The organism is Pantoea rodasii, assembly GCF_002095465.1.
GTDB lineage: Bacteria > Pseudomonadota > Gammaproteobacteria > Enterobacterales > Enterobacteriaceae > Pantoea > Pantoea rodasii.
In genome coordinates this window covers 72,263-94,302 of the sequence record NZ_MLFP01000010.1, presented here as the reverse complement: position 1 = coordinate 94,302, position 22,040 = coordinate 72,263, and the positions used below count along the sequence as shown (strand labels likewise).

General features: G+C 55.1%; 21 protein-coding genes and 1 pseudogene. 7 read left to right on the top strand and 15 right to left on the bottom strand.

From position 1 onward, the window contains the following. Positions 1–5: 5 nt before the first annotated feature. From HA45_RS14350 to HA45_RS14340, 3 genes are read right to left on the bottom strand one after another with little or no spacing between them, the layout of a single operon-like run. A complete protein-coding gene (locus HA45_RS14350) occupies positions 6–716 on the bottom strand; it encodes a class II glutamine amidotransferase (protein ID WP_100701589.1) in 711 nt (236 codons plus the stop codon). Further along, positions 704–1,981: an ATP-grasp domain-containing protein gene (locus HA45_RS14345; RefSeq protein ID WP_100701588.1), complete on the bottom strand. Its 1,278-nt coding sequence runs from the start codon at positions 1,979–1,981 to the stop codon at positions 704–706. Before HA45_RS14345 ends, HA45_RS14350 begins: the two co-directional genes overlap by 13 nt. A gap of 17 nt (positions 1,982–1,998) precedes the next feature. After that, positions 1,999–3,465: a hypothetical protein gene (locus HA45_RS14340; RefSeq protein WP_100701587.1), complete on the bottom strand. Its 1,467-nt coding sequence runs from the start codon at positions 3,463–3,465 to the stop codon at positions 1,999–2,001. Between the two features lie 182 nt (positions 3,466–3,647). Between HA45_RS14340 and HA45_RS14335 the strand changes: the two genes are divergently transcribed. Continuing rightward, complete coding sequence (locus HA45_RS14335; protein ID WP_100701586.1) at positions 3,648–5,099, top strand: aminotransferase-like domain-containing protein; 1,452 nt, start codon at positions 3,648–3,650, stop codon at positions 5,097–5,099. 408 nt (positions 5,100–5,507) lie between these two features. On the opposite strand, the gene HA45_RS14325 is transcribed toward HA45_RS14335, so the two are convergent. The 9 genes from HA45_RS14325 to HA45_RS14285 all read right to left on the bottom strand — a co-directional run bounded on the left by HA45_RS14325 (position 5,508) and on the right by HA45_RS14285 (position 14,686). Then, positions 5,508–6,749: a valine--pyruvate transaminase gene (locus tag HA45_RS14325; protein WP_100701584.1), complete on the bottom strand. Its 1,242-nt coding sequence runs from the start codon at positions 6,747–6,749 to the stop codon at positions 5,508–5,510. Positions 6,750–6,831: 82 nt separating this feature from the next. Next, positions 6,832–7,806 (bottom strand): glyoxylate/hydroxypyruvate reductase GhrB, encoded by a 975-nt coding sequence (gene ghrB / locus HA45_RS14320; RefSeq protein WP_100701583.1) that lies wholly within the window; start codon positions 7,804–7,806, stop codon positions 6,832–6,834. A gap of 66 nt (positions 7,807–7,872) precedes the next feature. Continuing rightward, complete coding sequence (locus HA45_RS14315) at positions 7,873–9,153, bottom strand: MFS transporter (RefSeq protein ID WP_100701582.1); 1,281 nt, start codon at positions 9,151–9,153, stop codon at positions 7,873–7,875. Between the two features lie 139 nt (positions 9,154–9,292). Further along, complete coding sequence (locus HA45_RS14310; RefSeq protein ID WP_100701581.1) at positions 9,293–10,237, bottom strand: sugar kinase; 945 nt, start codon at positions 10,235–10,237, stop codon at positions 9,293–9,295. A 4-nt stretch (positions 10,238–10,241) separates the two neighbouring features. Then, positions 10,242–10,991, bottom strand: coding sequence for a sugar phosphate isomerase/epimerase family protein (locus tag HA45_RS14305; RefSeq protein WP_100701580.1), 750 nt, complete (start codon positions 10,989–10,991; stop codon positions 10,242–10,244). 111 nt (positions 10,992–11,102) lie between these two features. Next, the gene (locus HA45_RS14300) at positions 11,103–12,128 is read right to left on the bottom strand and encodes a LacI family DNA-binding transcriptional regulator (RefSeq protein ID WP_100701579.1); all 1,026 of its coding nucleotides are present in this window, start codon (positions 12,126–12,128) and stop codon (positions 11,103–11,105) included. A 58-nt stretch (positions 12,129–12,186) separates the two neighbouring features. Continuing rightward, the gene (locus tag HA45_RS14295) at positions 12,187–13,191 is read right to left on the bottom strand and encodes a LacI family DNA-binding transcriptional regulator (protein ID WP_100701578.1); all 1,005 of its coding nucleotides are present in this window, start codon (positions 13,189–13,191) and stop codon (positions 12,187–12,189) included. Between the two features lie 160 nt (positions 13,192–13,351). Further along, complete coding sequence (locus HA45_RS14290) at positions 13,352–14,014, bottom strand: OmpA family lipoprotein (protein ID WP_100701577.1); 663 nt, start codon at positions 14,012–14,014, stop codon at positions 13,352–13,354. A gap of 111 nt (positions 14,015–14,125) precedes the next feature. Further along, positions 14,126–14,686, bottom strand: a complete 561-nt coding sequence (locus tag HA45_RS14285) for a DNA-3-methyladenine glycosylase I (protein WP_100701576.1) — start codon at positions 14,684–14,686, stop codon at positions 14,126–14,128. A gap of 142 nt (positions 14,687–14,828) precedes the next feature. Between HA45_RS14285 and HA45_RS14280 the strand changes: the two genes are divergently transcribed. The 4 genes and pseudogenes from HA45_RS14280 (at position 14,829) to HA45_RS14265 (ending at position 18,039) form a co-directional block, all read left to right on the top strand. Beyond that, positions 14,829–15,521 carry an autotransporter domain-containing protein gene (locus HA45_RS14280; RefSeq protein WP_100701575.1) on the top strand — a complete coding sequence of 231 codons (693 nt, stop codon included), beginning with the start codon at positions 14,829–14,831 and terminating at the stop codon, positions 15,519–15,521. A gap of 92 nt (positions 15,522–15,613) precedes the next feature. Further along, on the top strand, positions 15,614–16,150 hold the full coding sequence (dnaT, locus tag HA45_RS14275) for a primosomal protein DnaT (protein WP_100701574.1): 537 nt from the start codon (positions 15,614–15,616) through the stop codon (positions 16,148–16,150). Beyond that, a complete protein-coding gene (gene dnaC, locus HA45_RS14270; RefSeq protein WP_100701573.1) occupies positions 16,150–16,890 on the top strand; it encodes a replicative helicase loader DnaC in 741 nt (246 codons plus the stop codon). The genes dnaT and dnaC overlap by 1 nt, the downstream gene beginning before the upstream one ends. 16 nt (positions 16,891–16,906) lie before the next feature. Further along, positions 16,907–18,039, top strand: a pseudogene (locus HA45_RS14265) (ROK family protein). Between the two features lie 16 nt (positions 18,040–18,055). On the opposite strand, the gene HA45_RS14260 reads toward HA45_RS14265, so the two are convergent. Then, entirely contained in the window at positions 18,056–19,519 is a 1,464-nt protein-coding gene (locus HA45_RS14260; protein ID WP_100701571.1) for a sugar porter family MFS transporter, read from the bottom strand. 133 nt (positions 19,520–19,652) lie between these two features. Further along, positions 19,653–19,829 carry a hypothetical protein gene (locus HA45_RS27320; RefSeq protein ID WP_157811629.1) on the bottom strand — a complete coding sequence of 59 codons (177 nt, stop codon included), beginning with the start codon at positions 19,827–19,829 and terminating at the stop codon, positions 19,653–19,655. 102 nt (positions 19,830–19,931) lie between these two features. Between HA45_RS27320 and HA45_RS14255 the strand changes: the two genes are divergently transcribed. Both HA45_RS14255 and HA45_RS14250 read left to right on the top strand, forming a co-directional pair. Then, entirely contained in the window at positions 19,932–20,924 is a 993-nt protein-coding gene (locus HA45_RS14255; RefSeq protein WP_100701570.1) for a LacI family DNA-binding transcriptional regulator, read from the top strand. 77 nt (positions 20,925–21,001) lie between these two features. Next, positions 21,002–21,472, top strand: coding sequence for an Rrf2 family transcriptional regulator (locus HA45_RS14250; protein WP_100701569.1), 471 nt, complete (start codon positions 21,002–21,004; stop codon positions 21,470–21,472). Here HA45_RS14250 and HA45_RS14245 read toward each other — a convergent pair. Further along, positions 21,469–21,846, bottom strand: coding sequence for a DUF1360 domain-containing protein (locus HA45_RS14245; protein WP_205960942.1), 378 nt, complete (start codon positions 21,844–21,846; stop codon positions 21,469–21,471). The two genes, HA45_RS14250 and HA45_RS14245, sit on opposite strands and share 4 nt — an antisense overlap. Between the last annotated feature and the right edge of the window lie 194 nt (positions 21,847–22,040).

Genomic DNA, 22,040 nt, shown 5'->3' with positions numbered 1-22,040 from the left:
GCTGGTCACTCCCCAAATGGAAATTCATGAAATTCATGGTTGCTCATACGACGCCAGTCAGACGTCGCACCCAGTGCCGCAATAGGTTCAGAAGAGATAAAAGTGGTGCTGTTGTTTTGATAATGGTGCAGCGAGAAATAGTCAGGATAAGGCGTATCGTCGGGATGCCACTGCCACGCCCAGGCTTTATCGCGCGTGACAAAAATCGCATTGGCGGAGCTGCCGCCCGGTGCCACGCGCGCCATCTTGTCGCGCAGGTAATCTCGGGTGAAATCGGCTGGCGTCACCTGATCGACGATATATTGCAGATATTCAGCGGAATCAAAGCGCGATTCCGTCATGCCCAGTTGGGCAAAGATGGTGGGTAAAAAACCGTTATGCATCATGTACCACTGCGTGCCACCGCTGGTGCGCCAAAGCGGATGGGAGAATTCGATGCCCTGATTTTTGCTTAACGTGGCATGACGCACATGCACTGCCAGGAAACGGCTATGGCGCAGGGGCTCGATATCAATTCCAGGCAGCGCATCCGCAAAGGTGCCGGTACCGTGCAGCGTGCGAATGTGTCCTTGATCCAGCCATAAACAGCCCCAGCCATTCGGGTGTTGCTTGATCGGACCATCATGCGTCGCGGTTTCGCCACAGCTCATGGCGCGTGCGGCTTCCAGTACCGCAGCTGCATCAAACTGGCCGTGGGCCAGAATCATCCTGCACATAGTAAATCTCTCCGGGGCGCTAAAGTGGGGACATCGAGAATGTGGTTAAACACTGCCAGCACCTCGTCGCGGCTGTTTGCGGCAAGACGGAAAGTGGCGAGGATGCCCGCGTGACGCGTGAGATCGGCATACAGTGACGATCGCGGTGACACCTCGAGTGCGGGCAGGTTAAGCGGAGGTAACAGCTGACCGCGCCGGTTTTGCGCAATCCAGCGCTCCGCAGCATCATATTGCAGGCGCTGACGCAGGCGCAGGCGGCCTATTGCCTGGGGTTGATCCGGGAACCGCAGCACCGGCAAACCGCGTCCGGCTTCGATCTGAAACGCCACGTCTGCCCAATTTATTCCCGTGACTTCTTCGACCAAATTCACCACGCCCATGCCCGATAGACGGAAGCCCATTTCCAGGAAATGCGGTTCACCGTTCACCACGATGAAATCGATATGGAACGCGCCCTGGCGATAGCCAAAGGTCTCGCAACAGAAACTCATCAAACTGGCAAACGCAGCAGGCAGCTGCTGCGCCGCCATCGCCACATGGCCGGATTCGTAAAAACTGATACACCCTTCTTCATCAATGTGGTGTTCGATCACCTTCTGACAGCAGGTCAGCGCCACCGCGTGTCCGTTATCCACCACGCCCTGCAGTGAATACTCATCACCCGGCAGCCAGCTTTCGACGATAAAGCCGCTGAAGCCACGCCCGCCGTAGTTCATGGTCTCTATCAGTTTGCCGATCACGGTATCGAGCTGGCTGGCGGCTTCGACCAGCCAGATTCCCAACCCGCCGCCGCCATCCACCGGTTTGATCACGCAGGGATACAGCAGCGCATCGCGCGCATCGCGGATGCTGAGCGGTGAGGCAAAGAAACGAAACTCCGGCTGTGGAAAACGTGGCCAGGCTTTACGCAGGGCCATGCGCTGCGCGTACTTATCCGGCGGGATAAAGCACGGCCCGGCGTCCGGCCCGGCCAGCAGTTCACGGACGCGACCGGCGCTGGCGTTATAGGCTTCGAAACCCGCCAGCACCACCTGAGGATGTTCCAGTAAGCCCGCGCGCAGGCAGGCCTGTAACACATCCCACGGATTTTCAGGGCGATCGAGGCGCACAATCAGATCGAACGGCAGCTGAATGCTCAAGCTTTGGTAGTCGACAAAATCGCCCATCTCCGCCAGCACGGTAAAGTAGCCTTCACGTTTTGCCACCGCGCAGTACGGGTTTTGCCCGTCACGCGTGGCACCAATCTGCAGGAAAATCTTTCTCATCGCGTCGCCTTACCGGGTTATCGCCCGGAGATCACTTCAGTGACGATGTCTTGTAAGGCACCGTTGTTGACCTGAATCACTGCCTTATGCGGATCGAACCGCAGTACGCGTGAGAGCGCATCGCCGCGCGTGCCATCCAGCAGCGTGTTGACCTGCGCGCTGCGCCAGCACTGGCGCATCTGCGCAATCGTCAGGCCAGAGAGTAGTTCCAGCTGCTGTGCCAGCAGCAGATCATCGCTATCGCCGCGCAGCAGCGCCCGCACCGCCTGTTCATCGGGTGCCTGGTTAAGCTGTTGCAGCCAGACGGTGAGCTGGTGGCCTTGCCCGATAAACGGCGAATAGATCATGCACACCAGCTGGGTTTCGTTGAGGCCAAACGCCTGTTCGGCAAACAGCGCTGCCCGCTGGCGAGCACGTTCAATCGCCGCATCGTCCTGATAACGCGCCGCCATTTCCGCGATCAGCTGCGGCGGAAAATCTTTCTTCTCCATCAGACCGAGCGCAAAGCGCACATATTCGCGAATGCCTTCGGCGTAGCTACGCTGCATCAGCGTCTCCGCTCGCAGACCGCGAATATGTGCCATTAGCGTCGGGTTGCCGCAGTCCGATTCAGAGAAGCTGAACATCAGCTCATCAAAGCGGAAGTGCATGAACTCGGTGAGTAGCGACCAGTGCGCACCGGCTTCATAGGCGGTGTCCTGATAAATATTGAAGAACAGCGGGTCGCGCTCAAGCTGCCAGGTGATGCGATGGGCGGGCGTGACCTGATCGGCGCCGTAAATATCAGTGAAATAGCGTTCTGCCACGCCATCCAGGGTTTGCAGGAAGCCGCTAAAGCCGCGTGATTTGTCGGCGACCGGCGCATCAAACAGGCGTGAAAGATGGCGTGCCCAGGCGAGGTAAGCGGTTTGCTCCTGTGGGGAATCACCGGTGATGATCACATCCACGCCGCCTTCGTAGTGCGCGGCAAGGCCAAACGAGTTCACCATGCTGAGATTGCAAGCGTTACAGAAAGTGGATCGCGCATCGGCACGGAAGCGGTGGCCATTCATCAGCACATCGTTGCGATTTTGCTGGCGCACGCTGTCGGGCATCGGCAGATGGCGTTCGAAGTGGCGGATTTGTAGGCCATCGGTCACCAGGCATTCGGTAAAATCATCATCGTGGATCTGCAACGCGCGGTACACGCGATCAATGTTTTCCATCACGCTGTCGTTCATCGCCGCATGACGGTTGGTGCTGATGCGTAGCTGAAAAGTGCTGCCCTGCTGCTGCCAGATCAACCCCTGAATGTAGCGCACATACGCCACCATATAGCTGCTGTCTTTCCCGCCGCCATAGGCGAGTAGCACGCGATTGTTAGCGGGGTTGTCGCTATCGGGCAGGGCGGTAAGTAAGCGTTGAGAACAGCGTTGAGCAGAATCGATAATCGCGGGCGTGAGATAACCTTCAATTTCTCTCATCATGGTGGACAGATTATTCATTTTTCACTTCATCCTTTGGCTAATAAAATCGCCGTTACCGTGCTGGCGGCAACGGGCAGGAAAAGGGGCCACGAAGTTGCAACGGAATGAATGTCTGAGGCTGAATTAACAGATGCAGCCTAAAGTACTTTGAATGTAATCTGATGGATACGCACAGATCAGCACGATATAGGGTGGAACAGATGACGGATGGAACGGGTGAACAGGAGAGTCAGAGTAGTCGTTACCGTCAGATTGCAGAGCAGATAAAGCAGGCCATTCACAGCGGATCGCTGCCGCCCGATAGCCGTTTGCCGTCGGTGCGTACGCTGGCGACGCAGTACAGCGTCAGCATGACCACCGCGTTGAAAACATTACGCACGCTGGAGGATGAACACTATGCGGTGGCGCGTCCCAAGTCCGGCTTTTTTGTGGCACCTCGTCAGGTTCCCAAGGCGTTACCCGCAGCCATCAGCAGCGAACAACCGCGTGAGGTCGCCCCGCTGGATGAGCAAACCGAGCTGCATCTGGCAATGTTAGGCTCCGATTGTCGAGTGCGGCTGGATCTGGCCAATGGCGATATCTCGCTCTATCCGGTCAAGAAAATTGGATTGCTGATGCGCCAGATGGGGTACAGCAAACCGGCACTGCTCGGCAACACGGTGAAAGGCACCGGCTATGCGCCGCTCAAGGCCGAAATCGCGCGCCGCGCGGTGGATTATGGCTGCAATATCAGCGCCGATGACATCCTGATCACCAACGGTTGTATCGAAGCCATCTCACTGGCTTTGCGCGCCACCACGCGCCCCGGCGATATTGTGGCGGTGGAATCGCCGTGCTACTTCGTGCTGTTACAGATGCTGCACAATCTCAATCTGCGCGTGATTGAAGTGGAAGCCGGGCCGGAAGGTTACGTTAATGTCAGCAAACTCACCGCGCTATTTCAGCGTAAAGCGGTGCAGGCCTATCTCACCATCAACAACATCAATAATCCGCTCGGGAAAAGCATTCCCAACGAGCAGAAAGCCTATATTGCGCGTCAGGCCGATGAGAATGATGTGGTGATTATTGAAGACGATATTTTTGGTGATACGGCGTTTGGCGATCGCCGTCCGTTCCCGATGCGCGCCTTTAGCCCGAATGCCATTCTGTGCAGCGGCTTCTCGAAAACGGTGGCGCCCGGTATCCGTATTGGCTGGGTACACAGCAGCAACTACATGCGCAAAATCGCCTCGCTGAAATACACCACCAGTATGGGCACCTCGGTGCTGTCACAGGCGGCGATTGCCGAACTGCTGCGCAGCGGCGGCTACGATGCGCACCTGCGCACACTGCGTCGTGAGTTAAAGAATCAAATCCACCATATGCGTCAGGCGGTGCTGCGTTATTTCCCAGCGGGCACGCGGGTATCGGACCCCGAAGGCGGCTATGTGTTATGGGTGGAAATGCCCATACAGGCGTTAAACGTGCGTGCGCTGTTTCTCAAGGCGCGCAACGCGGGCATCGGCATCGCGCCGGGGCATATCTTCGCCACCGATCACCGTTACGATCACTGTTTCCGACTGAACGCCGGTTTTGGCTGGAATGCCGAAGTGGAGGAGGCGATCAAGCAGCTGGCGCAATGGTGTCAGTTATCGCTGGTGGCGGATAAATAGAATTTATTTGGAAGTAGTTCACAAATTTAAATAAATATTGGCTGTTCTGTTTATTATTCGCTACCAATTAATGGAAGCGCTAATTTATTCTTGTTTTACATGGTTTATATTCCAGGCCAACGTATAGATGACAAGGATTAGTGATGAAAATCTTGGGATGGGAATATCCTAAACGCAAACTCATTAAAGATATACTTTGGTGCATAACCTTTGTTTTAATATCAAAAGAATCAGCGCCTTACAGCCCAATAAATACACAAGGATTGCTCGGCACGATAGCGTGGATGTTCATGCTGGTAGGCATTTATAGATTTTATTCAGGTCTGTTCCGGTTTTACGACTGGTACAACAATAAATAATACCTCAACGCCTCTCGATCTCATTCGAGAGGCGTATTAAGAGATCGGTTTAGCCAATCTTCTCCAACTCTTCCGCCAGAATCTGCACCGCGCGTTCAATTTTCTCTGCATCCGGCACATAGTTCATGCGCATGCACTGATGCGTGTGCGGCCATTCCTGTTCCAGACCTGGGAAGAAGAAGTGGCCCGGCACCATCAGCACGCCGCGCGCTTTCAGGCGCTGATACAGCGCTTCAGTACTGATCGGCAAATCGCGGAACCACAGCCAGAGGAAAATCGCCCCTTCGGGCTTGTGGATCAGGCAACGATCTTCCGGCAGATAGCGGCGCAGAATGGCAATCGTCTCGATCACCTTGGCCTGATAGAACGGCTTGATCACTTCTTCCGACAGACGCAGCAAATCGCCACGCACAATCATCTCGGTGGCAATCGCCGGGCCGATGCTGCCTGGCGCTAAGCTGATAATCCCATTCATGTTACCAATCGCGCCAATCGTGTGCTCATCGGCGACGATAATGCCGCAACGTGCACCCGGCAGGCCAAGTTTCGACAGGCTCATGCAAAGAATGGTGTTCGGGTTCCACAACGGGCGGGCTTCGCTGAAAATAATGCCAGGGAAGGGCACACCGTAAGCGTTATCGATCAGCAATGGTATGCCTTGCTGCTGTGCCAGCGCATCCAGCTGCATCAGTTCGTCATCGGTGATCACGTTGCCGGTTGGGTTGGTGGGGCGCGATACGCAAATCAGGCCCACGTCCTCATTCAGCGGCAGATGGTCGAAATCGACGTGATATTTAAACTGGCCTGCTGGCAGCAGCTCAATGTTCGGCTTGGCGGAAACAAACAGATCTTCTTCCAGTCCGGCATCGGCGTAACCGAGGTACTCCGGCGCCAGCGGGAACAGCACGCGTTTTTTACTGCCGTCGGCACGACGACCGGCAAACAGGTTAAACAGATAGAAAAACGCGCTCTGGCTGCCATTGGTCAGTGCAATATTTTGCGCGGTAATCGGCCAGCCCAGCTCTTCACGCAGCATTTTCGCCAGCGCATCCAGCAGCAGCGTTTTGCCGCGCGGACCATCATAGTTGCACAGCGCTTCGCTCAGTTTGCCGTCCTGATGCATCTGCAGCAGCAGCTGATTGAAGTAATCATTGATGGCCGGGATCTGCGCCGGGTTGCCGCCGCCGAGCATAATGGTGCCAGGCGTGCGCAGGCCTTCACCCATGTCTTCCATCAGACGTGAGATGCCGGAATGTTGAGTAAATTTATCGCCGAACTGAGAAAAGGACATAGGAAGTTAAAACATTGTAATCGGGAATGGGCAACCACCATAGCGCCCGCCACGGGCAGGCGCAATGGCTAAAGCAGCAAGCTTAGGCCTGAATCTGTGGGTTCACGCAGTTTTTCTCGACTTTACCGCTCAGCGCGGCAATCAGGTTATCCACCGCATCTCGCGCCATACCGTAGCGCGTTTCATGGGTAGCAGAACCGATGTGCGGCAGTGCCACCACGTTCGGCAGTTTGAGGATCTCCGCATCGGCGGGCACTGGCTCCACTTCAAACACGTCCAGACCGGCAGCGTGAATCGTGCCGTCCTTCAATGCCGCCGTTAGCGCCTGCTCATCGACCACCGGGCCACGACCTGCGTTAATCAGGATCGCGCTTGATTTCATCATCTTGAGCTGCGCAGCACCAATCATATGATGTGTCTGCTCGGTTAACGGCAGGCTGATACAGACAAAATCACTCTCTTTCAGCAGGGTTTCAAGATCGCAGGCGCGTGCGCCGAAACGCGTTTCCGCCTCTTCATGCTGACGGCGCGCGTTGTAGAGAATGTTCATACCGAAGCCGAAGTGCGCACGCTGCGCCAGCGCCAGGCCAATACGGCCCATGCCGAGAATACCGAGGGTTTTATGATGCACATCGATGCCGTAACGCTCTGGTCCAATGCTCTTCTGCCATTCACCGGCTTTGACCCATTGATCCAATTCGGTGACGCGGCGCGCGGTGCTCAGCACCAGCGCCATCATGGTATCGGCGACGGTTTCAGTCAGCACCGTTGGGGTGTGCATCAGCAGCACGTTGCGCTGATTCAATGCTTCAACATCGAAATTGTCATAACCCACTGACACAGTGGAACAGGCGCGCAGCGCAGGCATACTCGCCAGCAAATCACCATTCACTTTGCCGCCCGAACCCAGCAAACCCTGTGCCTCCGCGAACTGGGCGGCATGTTGTTGCACGGTTTCGGGTGAGACGTCACGCACTTCGGTCACGGTAAAATGGGCATCCAGTTTAGCGCGCAGATCATCTGGCAGGCTCTTATAAAGAATCACAGCAGGTTTCATCTTTTGCTCCCTGTAGAACGTGTGACGGGCGACCTGAGCCGCCCGGAAAATTCATTTTTTAAGCTTTCAGGCGTGCTTCGCCCCATGTATCGGCGGCGCCTTGTTCTCAGCCGGTTTAACGATCAACGTCAGCCACACCGAGGCCAGCAATGCGGCGCCCATAAAGATATAAGAAGCGGCAGGGCTGCCGGTTGCGCCATTAAGATAGCCTACAATCCACGATCCGATGAAGGAACCGAGTGCGCCCATGCTGTTAATCAGCGCCATGGCACCACCGGCAACATTGCGTGGCAGCATTTCAGTAATCAGGGCAAAGAATGGGCCGTAAGGGGCGTACATCGCGCCACCCGCAATCACCAGCAATGCGTACGACAGCCAGAAGTGACTGGAACCGACCAGATACGAACCGAGGAAGGCCATTGCACCAATCAGCAGCAGCGGCCAGACAAACAGTTTACGATTTTGCTTTTTATCGGATGCCCACGACACCACGATCATCGCAATCGTGGCCACCAGATAAGGCACCGCCGACAGCCAACCCGCTTCCACCATGCCCATCTGTGTGCCATTACGCAGAATCGAAGGCAGCCACAGCACGAAACCGTACACGCCAATACTCCACGCGAAATATTGCATACATAGAACGACCACGTTGCGATTGCGGAAAGCTTCACCATAGTTACGCACCGCTTTGATGCCTTCCTGCTCTTTCTGCAACTGCGCCTGCAGTGCCGCCTTTTCTTCCTCGCTCATCCATTTCGCCTGCGCCGGTTTGTCCTGCACCAGGAACCACCACGCAACCGCCCAGATTACCGCCGGGATGCCTTCAAAGATGAACATCTCACGCCAGCCAAACGCATTGATCAGATAGCCAGAGACCACTGACATCCACAGCACCGTCACCGGATTCCCGAGGATCAAGAAGGTGTTAGCGCGAGAACGTTCTGATTTGGTGAACCAGTTGCTGATGTAAATCAGCATCGCAGGCATTACCGCGGCTTCCACCACGCCGAGCACAAAACGAATCGCGGCCAGCATCGGAATATTGCTCACCACGCCGGTTAACGAGGCGCAGCCGCCCCACAAAATCATGCACCAGAAAATCAGCTTCTTCACGCTGCGGCGTTCGGCATACACCGCGCCGGGGATTTGGAAGAAGAAGTAGCCAAGGAAGAACAGGGCACCCAGCAGCGATGACATGCCTTTGGTGATGCCGAGATCGTCATTAATCCCTGCGGCAGAGGCGAAGCTAAAGTTCGCCCGGTCCAGATACGCCAGACTGTAGGTGATAAACACGATGGGCATGATAAACCACCAGCGTTTTGGCGCGATTGTCTGCGATTTCATGGGTGACTCCTCTGTTTTGAGGTGGGCGCATTCAATGGATGCGCCTCGACGTAATCGGGTTGTAGGGACAGACTGATGAACCAGGTTCGCATACATGCGTAACCGACTTGCAGGGTCGCCATGTAGGGCGACCGCTTAACTAAAAATCACCCAGCGCAGCGCGTGTCGGTAGCCCTTCGCTGTCGCCTGCGACCTGAATCGCCAGCGAACCAATTTTGTTACCGCGCAGAATTGCCTGCGGCAGCGATTTGCCTTCCATCAGCGCGCTGATCAGGCCCACGGCAAAACCATCGCCAGCCCCTACGGTATCCACCACGTTATCAACGCGAATCGGCGCAACCAGGCCTTTTTCACCGTCGGCGGTTTTGTACCAGGCGCCGTCGCAGCCGGTTTTGATTACCACGGCGCGCACGCCTTTATCCAGATAGAAATCGGCGATGGCTTCCGGCTGGCGATAACCGGTGAGAATCAAACCTTCTTTCTCACCCGGCAGTACCCAATCCGCATACTCAGCCAGCAGATTCAGCTGCTTACGCATCTCCTGTTCGCTGCGCCACAATACCGGACGCAGGTTAGGATCAAAGGAGATGGTTTTGCCGCGTGAGCGCATCTCTTTGGCGGCATGCTGAGTCAGTTGCAGTGAGCTGTCCGAGATCGCCGCCGCCACGCCGCTCAGATGTAAATGCCGGGCACCCCCAAAGTAATCCGCATTAAAATCGTCCGGCGACAGATGGCTGGCAGCCGAGCCGGTACGGAAATACTCCACTTCAGGATCGGAACCGTCATCGACGCGCGATTTGAGCTGAAAACCGGTGCGATAGCGTGTATCGGTGGTCACGCAGTCGTGATCAACATTCTCTTTCGCCAGCTGTTGCAGGGTAAAACGACCGAAGCTGTCGTCGCCGACACGGCTCACCCAGCCGACCTGCAAACCGAGGCGGGCAAGGCCGATCGCCACATTCAGTTCGGCACCGGCAATGCGTTTGACGAAGCCTTCTGCCGCGGCAAGATCACCGCTTTGCTGGGCAATAAACATCGCCATCGCTTCGCCAATGGTCACCACATCCAGTTGCTTCATCATCATTTCCTTACAGCGCACGCAGCTGATCAACGTAATGGCGTGTAACCGCCAACAGATCCGCACCTTCCAGTGGGAATTCAATGCCGCGCGGCGCGTCTTTCGGCAATGCGCTGAGCAGAGCGCGCCAGCTGCCATCGCTTTCATCCAGTGCTACAGCACGAAAGCTCTCGCCATGCGGCACGGCGGTTTTCACATGAATGTAGCTGACGTAGCGGCTGAGTTGTGCGGCGGCTTGCAAAGCATCTTCGCCGGTCCATTGCCAGTTGCCCATGTCGAAGGTCATATCCAGCGGCAGTGCGGCATCGCAGGCGCGGTGGAAGAAGTTCAGCATCGGGGCCAGCTTGCTGTCGGGCGTTTGATCGTTTTCCACTACTACGGTCACTGACGAGGCAGCGAGAACCGCTAACAGTTGGGCTTCAGCGAGATCGACAAAATGCCCAAGCGCGATTTTCAAGCGCTTCGCACCGAGCTGTTCCGCTTCCTGCAGGAACTGCGCCAGACGTGGATTGAGCGCACCGTCTTCCAGCCACAGTGCTTCTGGCACCGAATAGCTGGCGCTGAGTTGATGCTGTGTAATGGCATTGCCCAGCGCATGCAGCAGGCAGAGTTCATTGTCGCTGAACAGCTCACGGCGAATTTCTACGCCATCGGCGCCTGATGCTTTAATCAGCGGCAGCAGCGCGGCCTGTCCGCCCAACTCCGCGACTTTCTGTGTGCCGTAGGCGGCCGTGACCACGATAATTTCAGGTGTTGTCATTTTGTCTCTCCTTTGAACATGATCAAAACCTAGATGGAACCGGTTCCAAAGAAAAGCCACAGAGTGTGGAATTATGATCCTGCTCACGAAGTGAGCCAGATAAGCGGGAAGTTAGCGCAGCGGCTGGCTGGAACCGCGCACAATCAGTTCGCCGGAAAAAACCTGCTCACTGAGAGGCAGATCGCTGCCATCAATACGGGCAATCACCTGCTCCAGCGCGGCATAGCCAATTTTCCAGGTGGGTTGCTTAAGCGTGGTGATGCCCACGCCTGCCAGCGCGGCCCATTCCAGCTCATCAAAGCCAAGCAGGCCAATGGTTTTGCCCCAATGTAATTCGAGGCGCTGCAAAGCACGTGCGACTTGTAAGGTCAGTGCACCGTTAGCCGCCATGACCGCGCAGCGTTTTCCGCTGTGGCGCTGGTGGAAATCGTGCAGCACATTTTCCAGCTGCTCCGGCTGATGTAATGGCACTTCGGCATTTTCAGCGCTTACCTGCGCATGGGAATGACTGGTGTCATAAAAGGCACCAAGGCGTTCACGGCGGGTGTTGACGCTGCCTAAAGGTTCACTGAGGAACAGCAGAGCATCGTAGCCATTATCCAGCAAGTGTTGAGTGGCAATGTGGGCGGCTTCAGGATTGTTCAACCCCACCACATCGCAGGCGAAATCAGGAATTTTACGGTCGATCAGCACCATCGGCAGCATCGACTGCTGCAGGCGTTTCAGCACCTCTTCGTGCATCCCCACCGCATTCACCACAATGCCTTCAACCTGATAGCTGCTCAGCAGTTGCAGATAATATTGCTCGCGATCGACTTCGTTGTTGGTGTTACACATCAGCAGGGTAAAGCCCTGCGCACGACAAGCGGCTTCAATGCCGCTCAGCACGTCAACCGAATAAGGATTGGTGATATCAGCAATGATCAGGCCTATCAGCCGCGTCCGTCCCCGCTTTAAACCGCGCGCCATCTGGCTGGGACGATAATCAAGATCGGCAATCGCCTGCTCGATGCGGGCTTTAAGATCGGGCGAGAGCAGGTTCACTTCACCATTGAGATAGCGGGAAACGCTGGTTTTACCGGTTTTTGCCGTGCGGGCAACGTCACTGATTGTCGCTCGTGGCGGCCTGGTTTTCATTGCATGTACCTGAATAATTAAAACAGGCGAAGACTATCACAGCGCGGGGATCACGCAATCATTGTGCTTCAGAAGTGAGGCGCAACATCGGTTGCCACAACGTTTGCAGTTCATCGAGCGGAGCACCGTCCAACAGTTGAAGTACCATCTCCGCCACACGTTCGCCAATTCGCTGTTGCGACAACTGCAAAATCGCGTTCACCGGCTGGTCGATAATGGAGTCATGCGGCAAACCATCGTACACATAGAGCGGAATCGCGCGCGGACCCCTCAGACGTTGTGCCTGCTGCAAGGCGATAGCGGCGCCTTCCCCCAGCGGGGCGCAATCCGTCACAATCGCCTGCGGTGCGATATCCTGCGTCAGCCACGCCTGCGTTTGTTGATAACCACAGCGACGCGTCATCGGCAGCGCGGCCATCATGGTGGGGGAAATAGGCGGTTGATGCTGGGTGAGGGCGTCAATAAAGCCCTGTCGCCGATCGATGATGTAAGTACAAGGTTCGATGCCGCCAAGATAAGCCAGACGAGTCAGCCCTTGCTGTACGCAGTGTTCGGCCGCCAATAAGGTGCCGGCGTGATTGTCATAGTCAAACCAGGCGTACGGCTGCGGTAACTGGCTGCGACCGAGCGTCAGGAAGCGAAACCCTTTTTGCTGCAAGCGTTCCAGTCGGACATCTCGCGGCATGGTGTGAGTTAAAATCAGTGCATCCAACGAACCGCTGCGCAGCATACGCATCACCGTACGATGCTGATCCTGAGGCTTGTCCGGCAGAATCATCAGGTCAATGTCATGCTGAGCGAGGCGTTGATCCAGCGTCAACAGCATTTCGCTGTAGTAGCTGTCATTGAGTGAGGCAGTGCTGACCGGGAAAACCAGTCCTATCGCATTGGCGCGCCCGGTCTTTAAACGGCGCGCGGCATCATTAGGGCGATATCCGCGAGAAGTGGCTTCATCTTCAATACGTTTACGCGTTGCCGCCGCGACATCATCATAGCCATTTAGCGCTCGACTCACGGTGGTAACAGAGAGGCCGAGGGCTGCGGCAATGGCTTTGAGCGACATAATGACGGTTTCCACTGATCAAATTTTGATCACGCTAGCATAAAGTATTTTACGGCTCTATTGGTTGACGATTATAGAGCGTTATCTGATACAAAAAGCGTCAATTGCGGTGTAAAAACGTGTGGAAGCGCCGATCTGCAGTAGCAGACCGGCGAAGGGATTAACCCAGTGGGCTCAGCGTAATCTCAACACGGCGGTTTTGTGCTTTACCCGCCTCCGTGCTGTTGCTGGCGACCGGATTATCCGGGCCCATGCCCTGGGTGCGCAAACGGTTCTGCGCGACGCCTTGCAGAATCAGGCCGCTAGCCACGCTATCCGCACGTTGTTGGGACAGGCGCATATTTAACGCGCGCGTGCCGGTGCTGTCCGTGAAGCCCACCACGTTTACCGCAGTTTTTGGATACTCTTTCAGTACCATTGCCACACCGGTCAGGGTGTTGGCACCAGCCGGTTTCAGGTTGCTGCTGTTGGAATCAAAGGTCACGTTGTTCGGCATGTTCAGCACGATGTTATCGCCCTGACGCGTCACGCTGACACCGGTCCCGCGCATTTTATCGCGCAGTTTCGCTTCCTGTACATCCATGTAATAACCCACGCCGCCGCCAACGGCAGCCCCTGACGCCGCGCCAATCAGTGCGCCTTTGCCGCGATCTTTCTTCGAGGATGACAACACCCCAACGCCGGCACCCAGCACTGCGCCTAAGCCCGCGCCGATGCCAGATTTACCGGCCTGGGATTCACCGGTATAAGGATTGGTGGTACAACCTGACAGCGCCACGCTGCCGCTCAGTAACAAGGCTAGCGCCAAAACACGCTTATTCATTGAAAAGTCCCTCACAAAGTCACACGGGGAAAATGCCCCAAAACGGCACTATTATGCCGTTCAATAATGGGGAAATGCGTGAGGGTCAGTCTTAAAGTGTAAAGATTTGCTTTAAAGATTATCGGGATGGCAGAAACAGCTGGTTTGATGATCGTTAATCAAGCCGCAGGCCTGCAAAAATGAGTGGCAGGTTGTGGGACCGACGAATTTAAAACCACGCTTCTTTAATGTCTTTGAAAGCGCTATGGCAGGCTCGGAGGTGGTGGGCGCCAGTTTGTAATCGGCGAAACGGTGCAAAATGGGCTGGTTGGCCACAAATCCCCAGATAAACTGTGAAAAGTCCTCACCTTCCGCTTCCAGCGCCAGCATGGCTTTGGCGTTATTAATGATCGCCTCCAGCTTGCCGCGATGGCGAATCAAGCCACTGTCTTGCAGCAACCGCTGCATATCGGCTTCATCCATTTGGGCAACGGCCTGCGGATCGAATTGATGGAAAGCGCGCCGATAGTTTTCACGTTTTTTCAGCACGGTGATCCACGATAAACCCGCCTGTTGCCCCTCAAGACACAGCATTTCAAATAAGGCACGCTTATCGGTTTGCGGTACGCCCCACTCATTATCGTGGTACGCCAGATAGAGCGGATCCTGTGTTACCCAGCCACAACGTTGCATTTAACACTCCCTTAGCACGAGGAAAAAACAGTTAATCCCTTGACGTATTGCAGAATCGATTAATAGTTAATCAATGGGTGCCGATAATCAATAAGCCTAAATCTTAACGCCCGTTCCCTTTCTGGCTCGTCAGGAGTCTTTCATGTTGCAGAAAAGTCAGCGGACAGGCCAGCACAATCTCATGCTGGCTTTTAGCGGTGTGTGGCTGTTGCTTGCGGCCGTGCCTGCCTGCGCGTGGGATCAGGCGAGCGCGGATAATGCGCTGGATTACAATGCGATACTGGCTGAAAAGATTTCCAGTAATCACCTGATGTTGACAGAAAACAGTGATGACAGCCTGATTGATGCGGCGCTCAATTCGCCGGCTGAGAGCGCGATGGTTCTGCACAGTGAAAAAGCCAGCGTAGGTAACGCGCCCTTTGCCAACCGCTATTCCGCAGGTTGGCCGATGCCGATGAGTTCAACCCTAAACACCGGGCCGGTGGCGCAATTTGCGGTGGATGAATCCAGACTGAGCTGTCCGAAGTGCGAATTTGTCGATGGCAAAAATGCCGGGCATATTGCGTCACTGGGCTGGCGCGTTGATTCCACGCTGGACTGGATTTCACCCTGGGCACAGGTTAGCTATAGCCATCAATTGAATGACGATAATCCTTCCGCGCTACGCGATCGCCCGGAGGATGCTACTCACGAAAGCAGTTGGGTGGATGTCAGCGTCGGGGCCAATGTGCCGTTTGGGCAGAATATGGCGGCGTTTGCTTCCTTCTCTCAAACCGGCGCCGTCATCAGCGGCGAACAGTTTATTTACAGCCTTGGCGTCAGCGCCAGCTTCTAATTCCTGCGCGATCCGCCGCGTTAAAACAGGTACACTGGCCGCTTAGCGCTGAACCTATCAGCGCTCCGGGTTGGTCAACGTCAGGTTTCTTCATGTCAGTTAAAATCTTATCTTCAACGCTGGTGGGGCTGGATGGCTTTTGCCAGGATCCGCTTGCCGTGTTGCAGCAGGCCGATAACGGTGTGCTGGCGGTTTTGCACAATAATGCACCGGCGTTTTACGCGTTGACGCCGCAGCGCCTGGCGCAATTACTGGCGCTGGAAGCGGCCGCACAGCAGCCGAATGATGTCACGCTGGATGACAGCCTGTTCCATACCGATGCGGCCCCGATCGCCATGCCGGTGGGCAAATTTGCTATGTATCAGGGCTGGCAGCCGGATCAAGACTTTCAACGGCAGGCTGCTATCTGGGGTGTGGCGCTCAGCGAGCCGCCAACCGCCGCCGAGCTGGCCACGTTTGTGGCTTACTGGCAGGCCGAAGGCCGACTGTTCCACCATGTGCAGTGGCAGCAGAAACTGGCGCGCAGCGTACAAATGAATCGTGCTGCTAACGGCGGTCAGCCCAAGCGCGATATCACCCAGATCAGCAATACTGATTATGATATTCCCGATGGATTCCGAGGTGAGTGATGAAAACGCCGAACGATCTTTTCAATCGCCTGAAAAAGTTTATGCCAGTGGATGTGCAGCCGAAATTTAAAAACGGTGAAGAGCTGCTGGCGTGGAATCAGGAACAGGGCCGTTTGCGCTCTGAAGCCATTGTGCGTGAAAACCGCGCGATGAAAATGCAGCGCATCATGGGGCGCTCCGGCATCCGTGAGCTGCACATGAACTGCTCGTTCGACAACTATCGTGTCGAAAATGAAGGTCAGCGCAAAGCGCTGGCGCTGGCGCGTGAATATTCCGCCGGTTTCGGCAACAGCATCGCCAGTTTTGTGTTTTCCGGTCGTCCGGGCACCGGTAAAAACCATCTCGCCGCCGCGATTGGCAACGACCTCATTCTGCGCGGTAAAAGCGTGCTGATTGTCACGGTGGCGGATTTGATGTCGAGCATGAAAGGCACCTTCAGCGGTGGCAGCGATATCACCGAAGAACGTTTGTTGCAGGATCTGAGTCATGTGGATCTGCTGGTGATCGATGAGATCGGCATGCAGAGCGAATCGCGCTACGAAAAAGTGATCATCAATCAGATTGTTGATCGTCGCTCATCGTCAAAACGCCCGACCGGCATGCTATCGAATCTTGATCCGGCGGGTATGAACGGGCTGCTGGGCGAACGCGTGATGGATCGTATGCGCCTCGGCACCAGTTTGTGGGTGCGCTTCGATTGGGAAAGCTATCGCAGCCGTGTACGCGGTGATGAGTATTGAGTGAGGCGAGCGCGCGATGAAAGCAGCCGGTAAAGGCCCCGCATTACTTCGATTAAACAACCTCAAGCGGGTGATGACGCAATTGCGTTCCGCCCGCATCACTTCCCGCCAGGATTTGGCGCTGGCGCTGCAGCTCAGTAAAACACCGTTTCTTTGATCGTGGATGACCTGCTGGCGCAGGGGCTGATGAATGAACTCGGCCCGGTGAGCGTAGCGGCGGCCGGACGTCCTAAAATCGAAATTTCGCTGCGAGCGGAAAAACTCAAAAGCGCCGGAATAATGGTTGAGCGCAATGCCATCCACTGGCGCGTCTGCGATTATTTCTCGCAGGTGATTGCGGAACAAACCTGGCAAACCCCGACAGCAGATCCCGAACACCTGCTGCATGAGCTGGTGGAAGTGTGTCAGACGTTGCACGCCGCGCATCCTGAACTGTTGGGCATCGCCGTGGGCTTTCCCGGCATCATCGATCCACAGCGTGGCTGGGTGCATTTTTCCGCCCATCTCGGCTGGCAGGATGTCGATGTCCTGACGCCGCTGCTGAGCGCCTGTGAGTTGCCACTGCGCATCATGCACAATGCAAAAGCCGCTGCGCTGCTTTCGGTGCAGCAGCTCGATCTGGATAAATCACAAAGCCATTTTTATCTGCGCATTGGTGAAGGGGTGGGCGGCGCGCTGGTGGAACAGGGCGAAGTCTTTGTCGGCAGCAGCTGGACCGCAGGTGAGATTGGTCATTTGCAGGTGCAACCGAAAGGGTTACGGTGCAGCTGTGGGCGTTTAGGCTGCCTCGAAACGCTGGTCAGTCAGCCTGCCGTCCAACAGCAGCTGGCGCAGCGTAAAGCGGGCCTGCGCTGGCAGAATGCGTCCAGTGAACCGCAGATCGTCAATGAGGTGATGGCGTTAACCGGTCAGCATGTCGGGTATGCGCTCAGCCATGTGATGCAGCTGGTGAATCCGGCGAGCATAGTGATTGATGGGCCGTGGAATACGCATCCGGCGTTTATCCAGGCGGTTGAAGAAACGGCGCAGGCCAGCACGCTGGCCTTTACCTTCTCCCATACGCAGCTGCATTTTCTGCCGCAGCGTGTCGATCCTGCCAACGGTTTAGCGCTGGCGGTGATTGAGCAATATGAGCGCGCCATCTCCTAGGCGCGCCCTCATCACATTAATGCCGTGGAATATCAAATGACTCGCTGGACTTGGTCGTTGAGGTGCTCTGCGGCAATTCCGCTTCAACGTTAAACTTCTCCAGCACCAGGCCATGAATTTTCTCCAGCGACACACCCGCCGTTTCCGGCAGATAGCGGAAGGTAAAGAAGTACATACCCAGTGAGAAAATGGCGAACAGCAGCAGTGGGAAGCCGCCGTGGAACAGGTCCAGCAGCATTGGGCTGCTGTTCATGATCGGGAAGGTACTGCTGATCACGAAGTTCGCCAGCGACATGGCACAGATGGAAATCCCGACACAAATCGAACGAATCTCAGTGGGGAAGATTTCGCCCAGCACGGTCCAGACAATCTGGCCCCAGGTCATGCCAAAGAAAATCATATAGGCAAACAGACCGACCACCGCCAACATTCCCGGCAGGTGATAGTAGAAGGCGATAAACGAGTAAGCGAGGCAGATGCAAGAGGTGATAGCGCCTAGCAACAGCAGCTTACGGCGACCCACTTTATCGATCAGCATCATGCCCACCATGACACCGATGAACTGGCAAATCGACAGCCAGAAGGTTTGCAGCAGCGCTGAATCGGTGCTGCCCGCCACATTCTTCAGCAGCGTTGGACCAAAATACTGAATCACGTTAATGCCACTGATCTGGTTACCGACCGCCAGACCAATACCGATGATCAGTAGCGGAACCGTGGTTTTATCCAGACGCAGACGCGATTTATGCTGATGCGCGGTTTTGTCTGAGAAGGAGTGTTTGATTTCATTGAACACGCTTTCGGCATGCTCACGGTTGGAAATTTTGGTCAGCGTATCCAGCGCTTCATCGTATTTGCCTTTCAGCACGTTCCAGCGTGGTGACTCGGGAATAAAGGCAATGAAGAGCATAAACAGCGCACACGGCACCAGTGCGGTAGCCAGAATGTAACGCCAGCCCATATTGATCATCACGTCGGGCAGTGTTGATTTGGTGATGAAGTAGTTGGTCAGCAGCACCACCGATTGTCCACCGACACAGCACACCGCATAGAGCGCCGTGGTGCGACCGCGATACTTCGACGGTGACAGCTCAGCCAGATAGATCGGTGAAATCACCGATGCGAGGCCAATCGCTAAGCCACCGATGATGCGGAACAGGACAAACACAGTGAAGTTATGCGCGATGGCCGTTCCGATCACCGAAACGGTAAACAGCAACGCGGTGATGGCGAGGGACTTTTTGCGGCCAAGTTTGTCGCTCAGGCGCGGTGCGATGAAGCAACCGACCAGGCTACCGAGTAAAATATTGGAGACGGCCCAACCGGTCTCTGCGGGCGTGAGCTGGAAATATTCACTTAAGGGTTCAATTGCACCGGAGATGATGGAAGAGTCATAACCCATCAGCAGACCGCCAAATGCCGCGACGGTACAGCAGAGAATGACATACTTCATGTTGTAGCGTTTTTGCCTGGTATCCATTGTTATAGCCCCTTGTCTCTACAGCCTGAACGTTACGTGTTCAGAAAGAGGAGTGGTGTAGGTTATCGATGTTCAGCGTTATTCACTCGAGGTAATCAACATGGAATATATGTTCTAAATGATAGTTTTTGGATCATTTTTTCCAGAAAATGTGAAGGGGGTTGCGAAATTTTTTATCGGCACCCGTGGTGAAATCGCGATACCCGGCTGAAATAATGGATTTTTTGTCAATTTTCGCTATGCATCCATTATATTTCTCATTTTTAATTGAATCTTTCTGAAATTTTTGTTCTGTAATTGCTGCCAACATTCAATTTCAACTGGCGTTAATTGATAGGGCGGGTTGGTTTCATTTTTTGCCGGGCAACGGGCATAATACGTTGATTGACAGGCCATCTTTGCGGACGTCGCAATGAAAACGCAGCGCATCACTCTGGACGATATTGCTACCCTGGCGGGCGTCACCAAAATGACGGTTAGCCGCTATCTCCGCACGCCGGAAAAGGTTAAGACGGAAACGGCGGAAAAAATCGCCAGCGTTATTGCCGAAATTGGCTATATCGCCGATACCGAAAGCACTTCCACCACCAAACAGAGTCAGCCTCGCATCGGCGTGTTGATTCCTTCATTTAATAACCAAATCTTTGCCGATTTACTGGCAGGTATTGAGTCAGTCACCAGTGCACACGGCTACCAGACTTTGGTGGTCAACTATGACTACAACGCGCAGCGTGAAGAAGAGCAGATCGCTACTGTGCTGGCATTCAATATCAAAGGGCTGATTCTCACCGAATCTGTTCACACCGTCCGCGCCGAGAAATACCTCAACGCGGCCAATATCCCGGTGGCGGAAGTGATGGGCCTCACCGAGGCAACCGGGCGCATCAACGTCGGCTTTGATAACTACCGCGCCGGCTACGATATGACATCGATGCTGCTGGCCAGCGGCAAACAGCGAGTGATCTATTTTGGTTCGATGTCCGACCGCCGCGATGAGCAGCGCTATGCGGGCTATCGTGATGCGGTAGAAGCAGCAGGCTTCCCGGCCGGGCGCATCGTACCGAACAAGGTGTCATCGGTGTCGATTGGTACCGGCATGATGACGCTGGCGCGCCAGCTCTATCCAGAAATGGATGCCATTCTGTGTACCAATGATGATCTGGCAGTCGGCGTGTTGCAGGAGTGCCAGGCGGCGGGTATTGCCGTACCGCAGGCAATGGCGATTGCCGGTTTCCACGGGCTGGATATCGGCCAGGCGACCACGCCACGCCTGGCCAGCGTGATTACGCCACGTTTTGAGATGGGCAAGGTCGCTACTGAGATTGTGCTGAAGAAGATCAACCAGCAGCCGACTATCGAACAGGTCAACCTGCATTACCGGCTCTCGATGGGGGCGACTATCTAGACGGACCATTCAGACGGGATAAATTGTTGCTGCCGGGCACCTTTGTTAGAGTGTCGTGAACTTTAGAGGAACAAGCCATGCCCCGCGACAACCGAATGTCCCGCTCACTGCACGCCTTAATTCACCTTGATCGGCACGTTAAACGCGCCACGTCGGAAGCGATGGCTAAGATGTTGGGCACCAATCCGGTGGTGGTTCGCCGCATGATGTCCGGCCTGCGTGAAAAAGGGTATGTGGTATCGGAGAAGGGGCACGGCGGCGGCTGGGAGTTGCGGGTTGAACTCAGCGCCATCACGCTGCTGGATGTGTATCAGGCGATCGGATCGCCCGCGCTGTTCAGTATCGGACCCGCTGCCGATTCGTCACCTTGTCTGGTGGAACACGCGGTCGATGAGCGTCTCGATCAGGCACTCAATGAAGCGGAAGTGATGTTACTCAATCGCTTTAGCCAAATCACCGTGGCGGATATTGCCGGTGATTACCTCAACAAAATGGCGAAACTGGGGCTGGAAGCTGAGCCCCATCCGCTGTGCAGTAAAGAGACTTAATCCCGCTTCTGTAAGGTGATCTGCGCATTGTGCTTCATCACATGCGTGGTCACCGCTGCCTGGAACACCTTAAACATCAGACCGTTGATAAAAGTGGTCAGGGTCAAGGTAATGAACGCAGTCATCACCCAATCCACCAGAGCCATATCGCTGTGCAATAGCGCAGGGCGATAAATCAGCATGCCCGCCAGCACCGTCCAATGACTCATGCAATAAAAGCAGTGGAACAGATGGCCAAGCAGCGCGTGCTTTTTGGCGGTCCATGCGCGCAGGCCGGCAAACAACTCGGTTTGCGTTATCGTCATCGCAACACTGGCCGCTGCCAGGGCTATCGATACACAAATTCCCACGTCTGAAGTCATCCAACTATTCATAAATTCTCCTGTCAGGCATTTATCATGTAACTTACAATATTACATGATGGTTAATGCCGCAAGCGTCGAGACTGAGTTCGGCATGCACAAGTTTGGCGAGATATCGTTATTTATTGGCTTAAGCGCTAAACATAGCCATTTGCGGCTTTCTTATAATGCTGATGACTTTTTAATCCGTCATCAGGGGGAGAGAG

Coding starts and splice junctions, on each gene's coding strand:
- HA45_RS14350 (WP_100701589.1), bottom strand. CDS start 716: ATGTGCAGGATGATTCTGGCCCACGGCCAGTTTGATGCAGCTGCGGTA.
- HA45_RS14300 (WP_100701579.1), bottom strand. CDS start 12,128: ATGAAAACCAGGCCGCCACGAGCGACAATCAGTGACGTTGCCCGCACG.
- HA45_RS14315 (WP_100701582.1), bottom strand. CDS start 9,153: ATGAAATCGCAGACAATCGCGCCAAAACGCTGGTGGTTTATCATGCCC.
- HA45_RS14285 (WP_100701576.1), bottom strand. CDS start 14,686: ATGCAACGTTGTGGCTGGGTAACACAGGATCCGCTCTATCTGGCGTAC.
- HA45_RS14335 (WP_100701586.1), top strand. CDS start 3,648: ATGACGGATGGAACGGGTGAACAGGAGAGTCAGAGTAGTCGTTACCGT.
- HA45_RS14255 (WP_100701570.1), top strand. CDS start 19,932: ATGAAAACGCAGCGCATCACTCTGGACGATATTGCTACCCTGGCGGGC.
- HA45_RS14310 (WP_100701581.1), bottom strand. CDS start 10,237: ATGATGATGAAGCAACTGGATGTGGTGACCATTGGCGAAGCGATGGCG.
- HA45_RS14345 (WP_100701588.1), bottom strand. CDS start 1,981: ATGAGAAAGATTTTCCTGCAGATTGGTGCCACGCGTGACGGGCAAAAC.
- HA45_RS14290 (WP_100701577.1), bottom strand. CDS start 14,014: ATGAATAAGCGTGTTTTGGCGCTAGCCTTGTTACTGAGCGGCAGCGTG.
- HA45_RS14280 (WP_100701575.1), top strand. CDS start 14,829: ATGTTGCAGAAAAGTCAGCGGACAGGCCAGCACAATCTCATGCTGGCT.
- HA45_RS14250 (WP_100701569.1), top strand. CDS start 21,002: ATGCCCCGCGACAACCGAATGTCCCGCTCACTGCACGCCTTAATTCAC.
- ghrB (WP_100701583.1), bottom strand. CDS start 7,806: ATGAAACCTGCTGTGATTCTTTATAAGAGCCTGCCAGATGATCTGCGC.
- HA45_RS27320 (WP_157811629.1), bottom strand. CDS start 19,829: ATGTTGGCAGCAATTACAGAACAAAAATTTCAGAAAGATTCAATTAAA.
- HA45_RS14305 (WP_100701580.1), bottom strand. CDS start 10,991: ATGACAACACCTGAAATTATCGTGGTCACGGCCGCCTACGGCACACAG.
- HA45_RS14260 (WP_100701571.1), bottom strand. CDS start 19,519: ATGGATACCAGGCAAAAACGCTACAACATGAAGTATGTCATTCTCTGC.
- HA45_RS14245 (WP_205960942.1), bottom strand. CDS start 21,846: ATGAATAGTTGGATGACTTCAGACGTGGGAATTTGTGTATCGATAGCC.
- dnaT (WP_100701574.1), top strand. CDS start 15,614: ATGTCAGTTAAAATCTTATCTTCAACGCTGGTGGGGCTGGATGGCTTT.
- HA45_RS14325 (WP_100701584.1), bottom strand. CDS start 6,749: ATGTCCTTTTCTCAGTTCGGCGATAAATTTACTCAACATTCCGGCATC.
- HA45_RS14295 (WP_100701578.1), bottom strand. CDS start 13,191: ATGTCGCTCAAAGCCATTGCCGCAGCCCTCGGCCTCTCTGTTACCACC.
- HA45_RS14340 (WP_100701587.1), bottom strand. CDS start 3,465: ATGAATAATCTGTCCACCATGATGAGAGAAATTGAAGGTTATCTCACG.
- dnaC (WP_100701573.1), top strand. CDS start 16,150: ATGAAAACGCCGAACGATCTTTTCAATCGCCTGAAAAAGTTTATGCCA.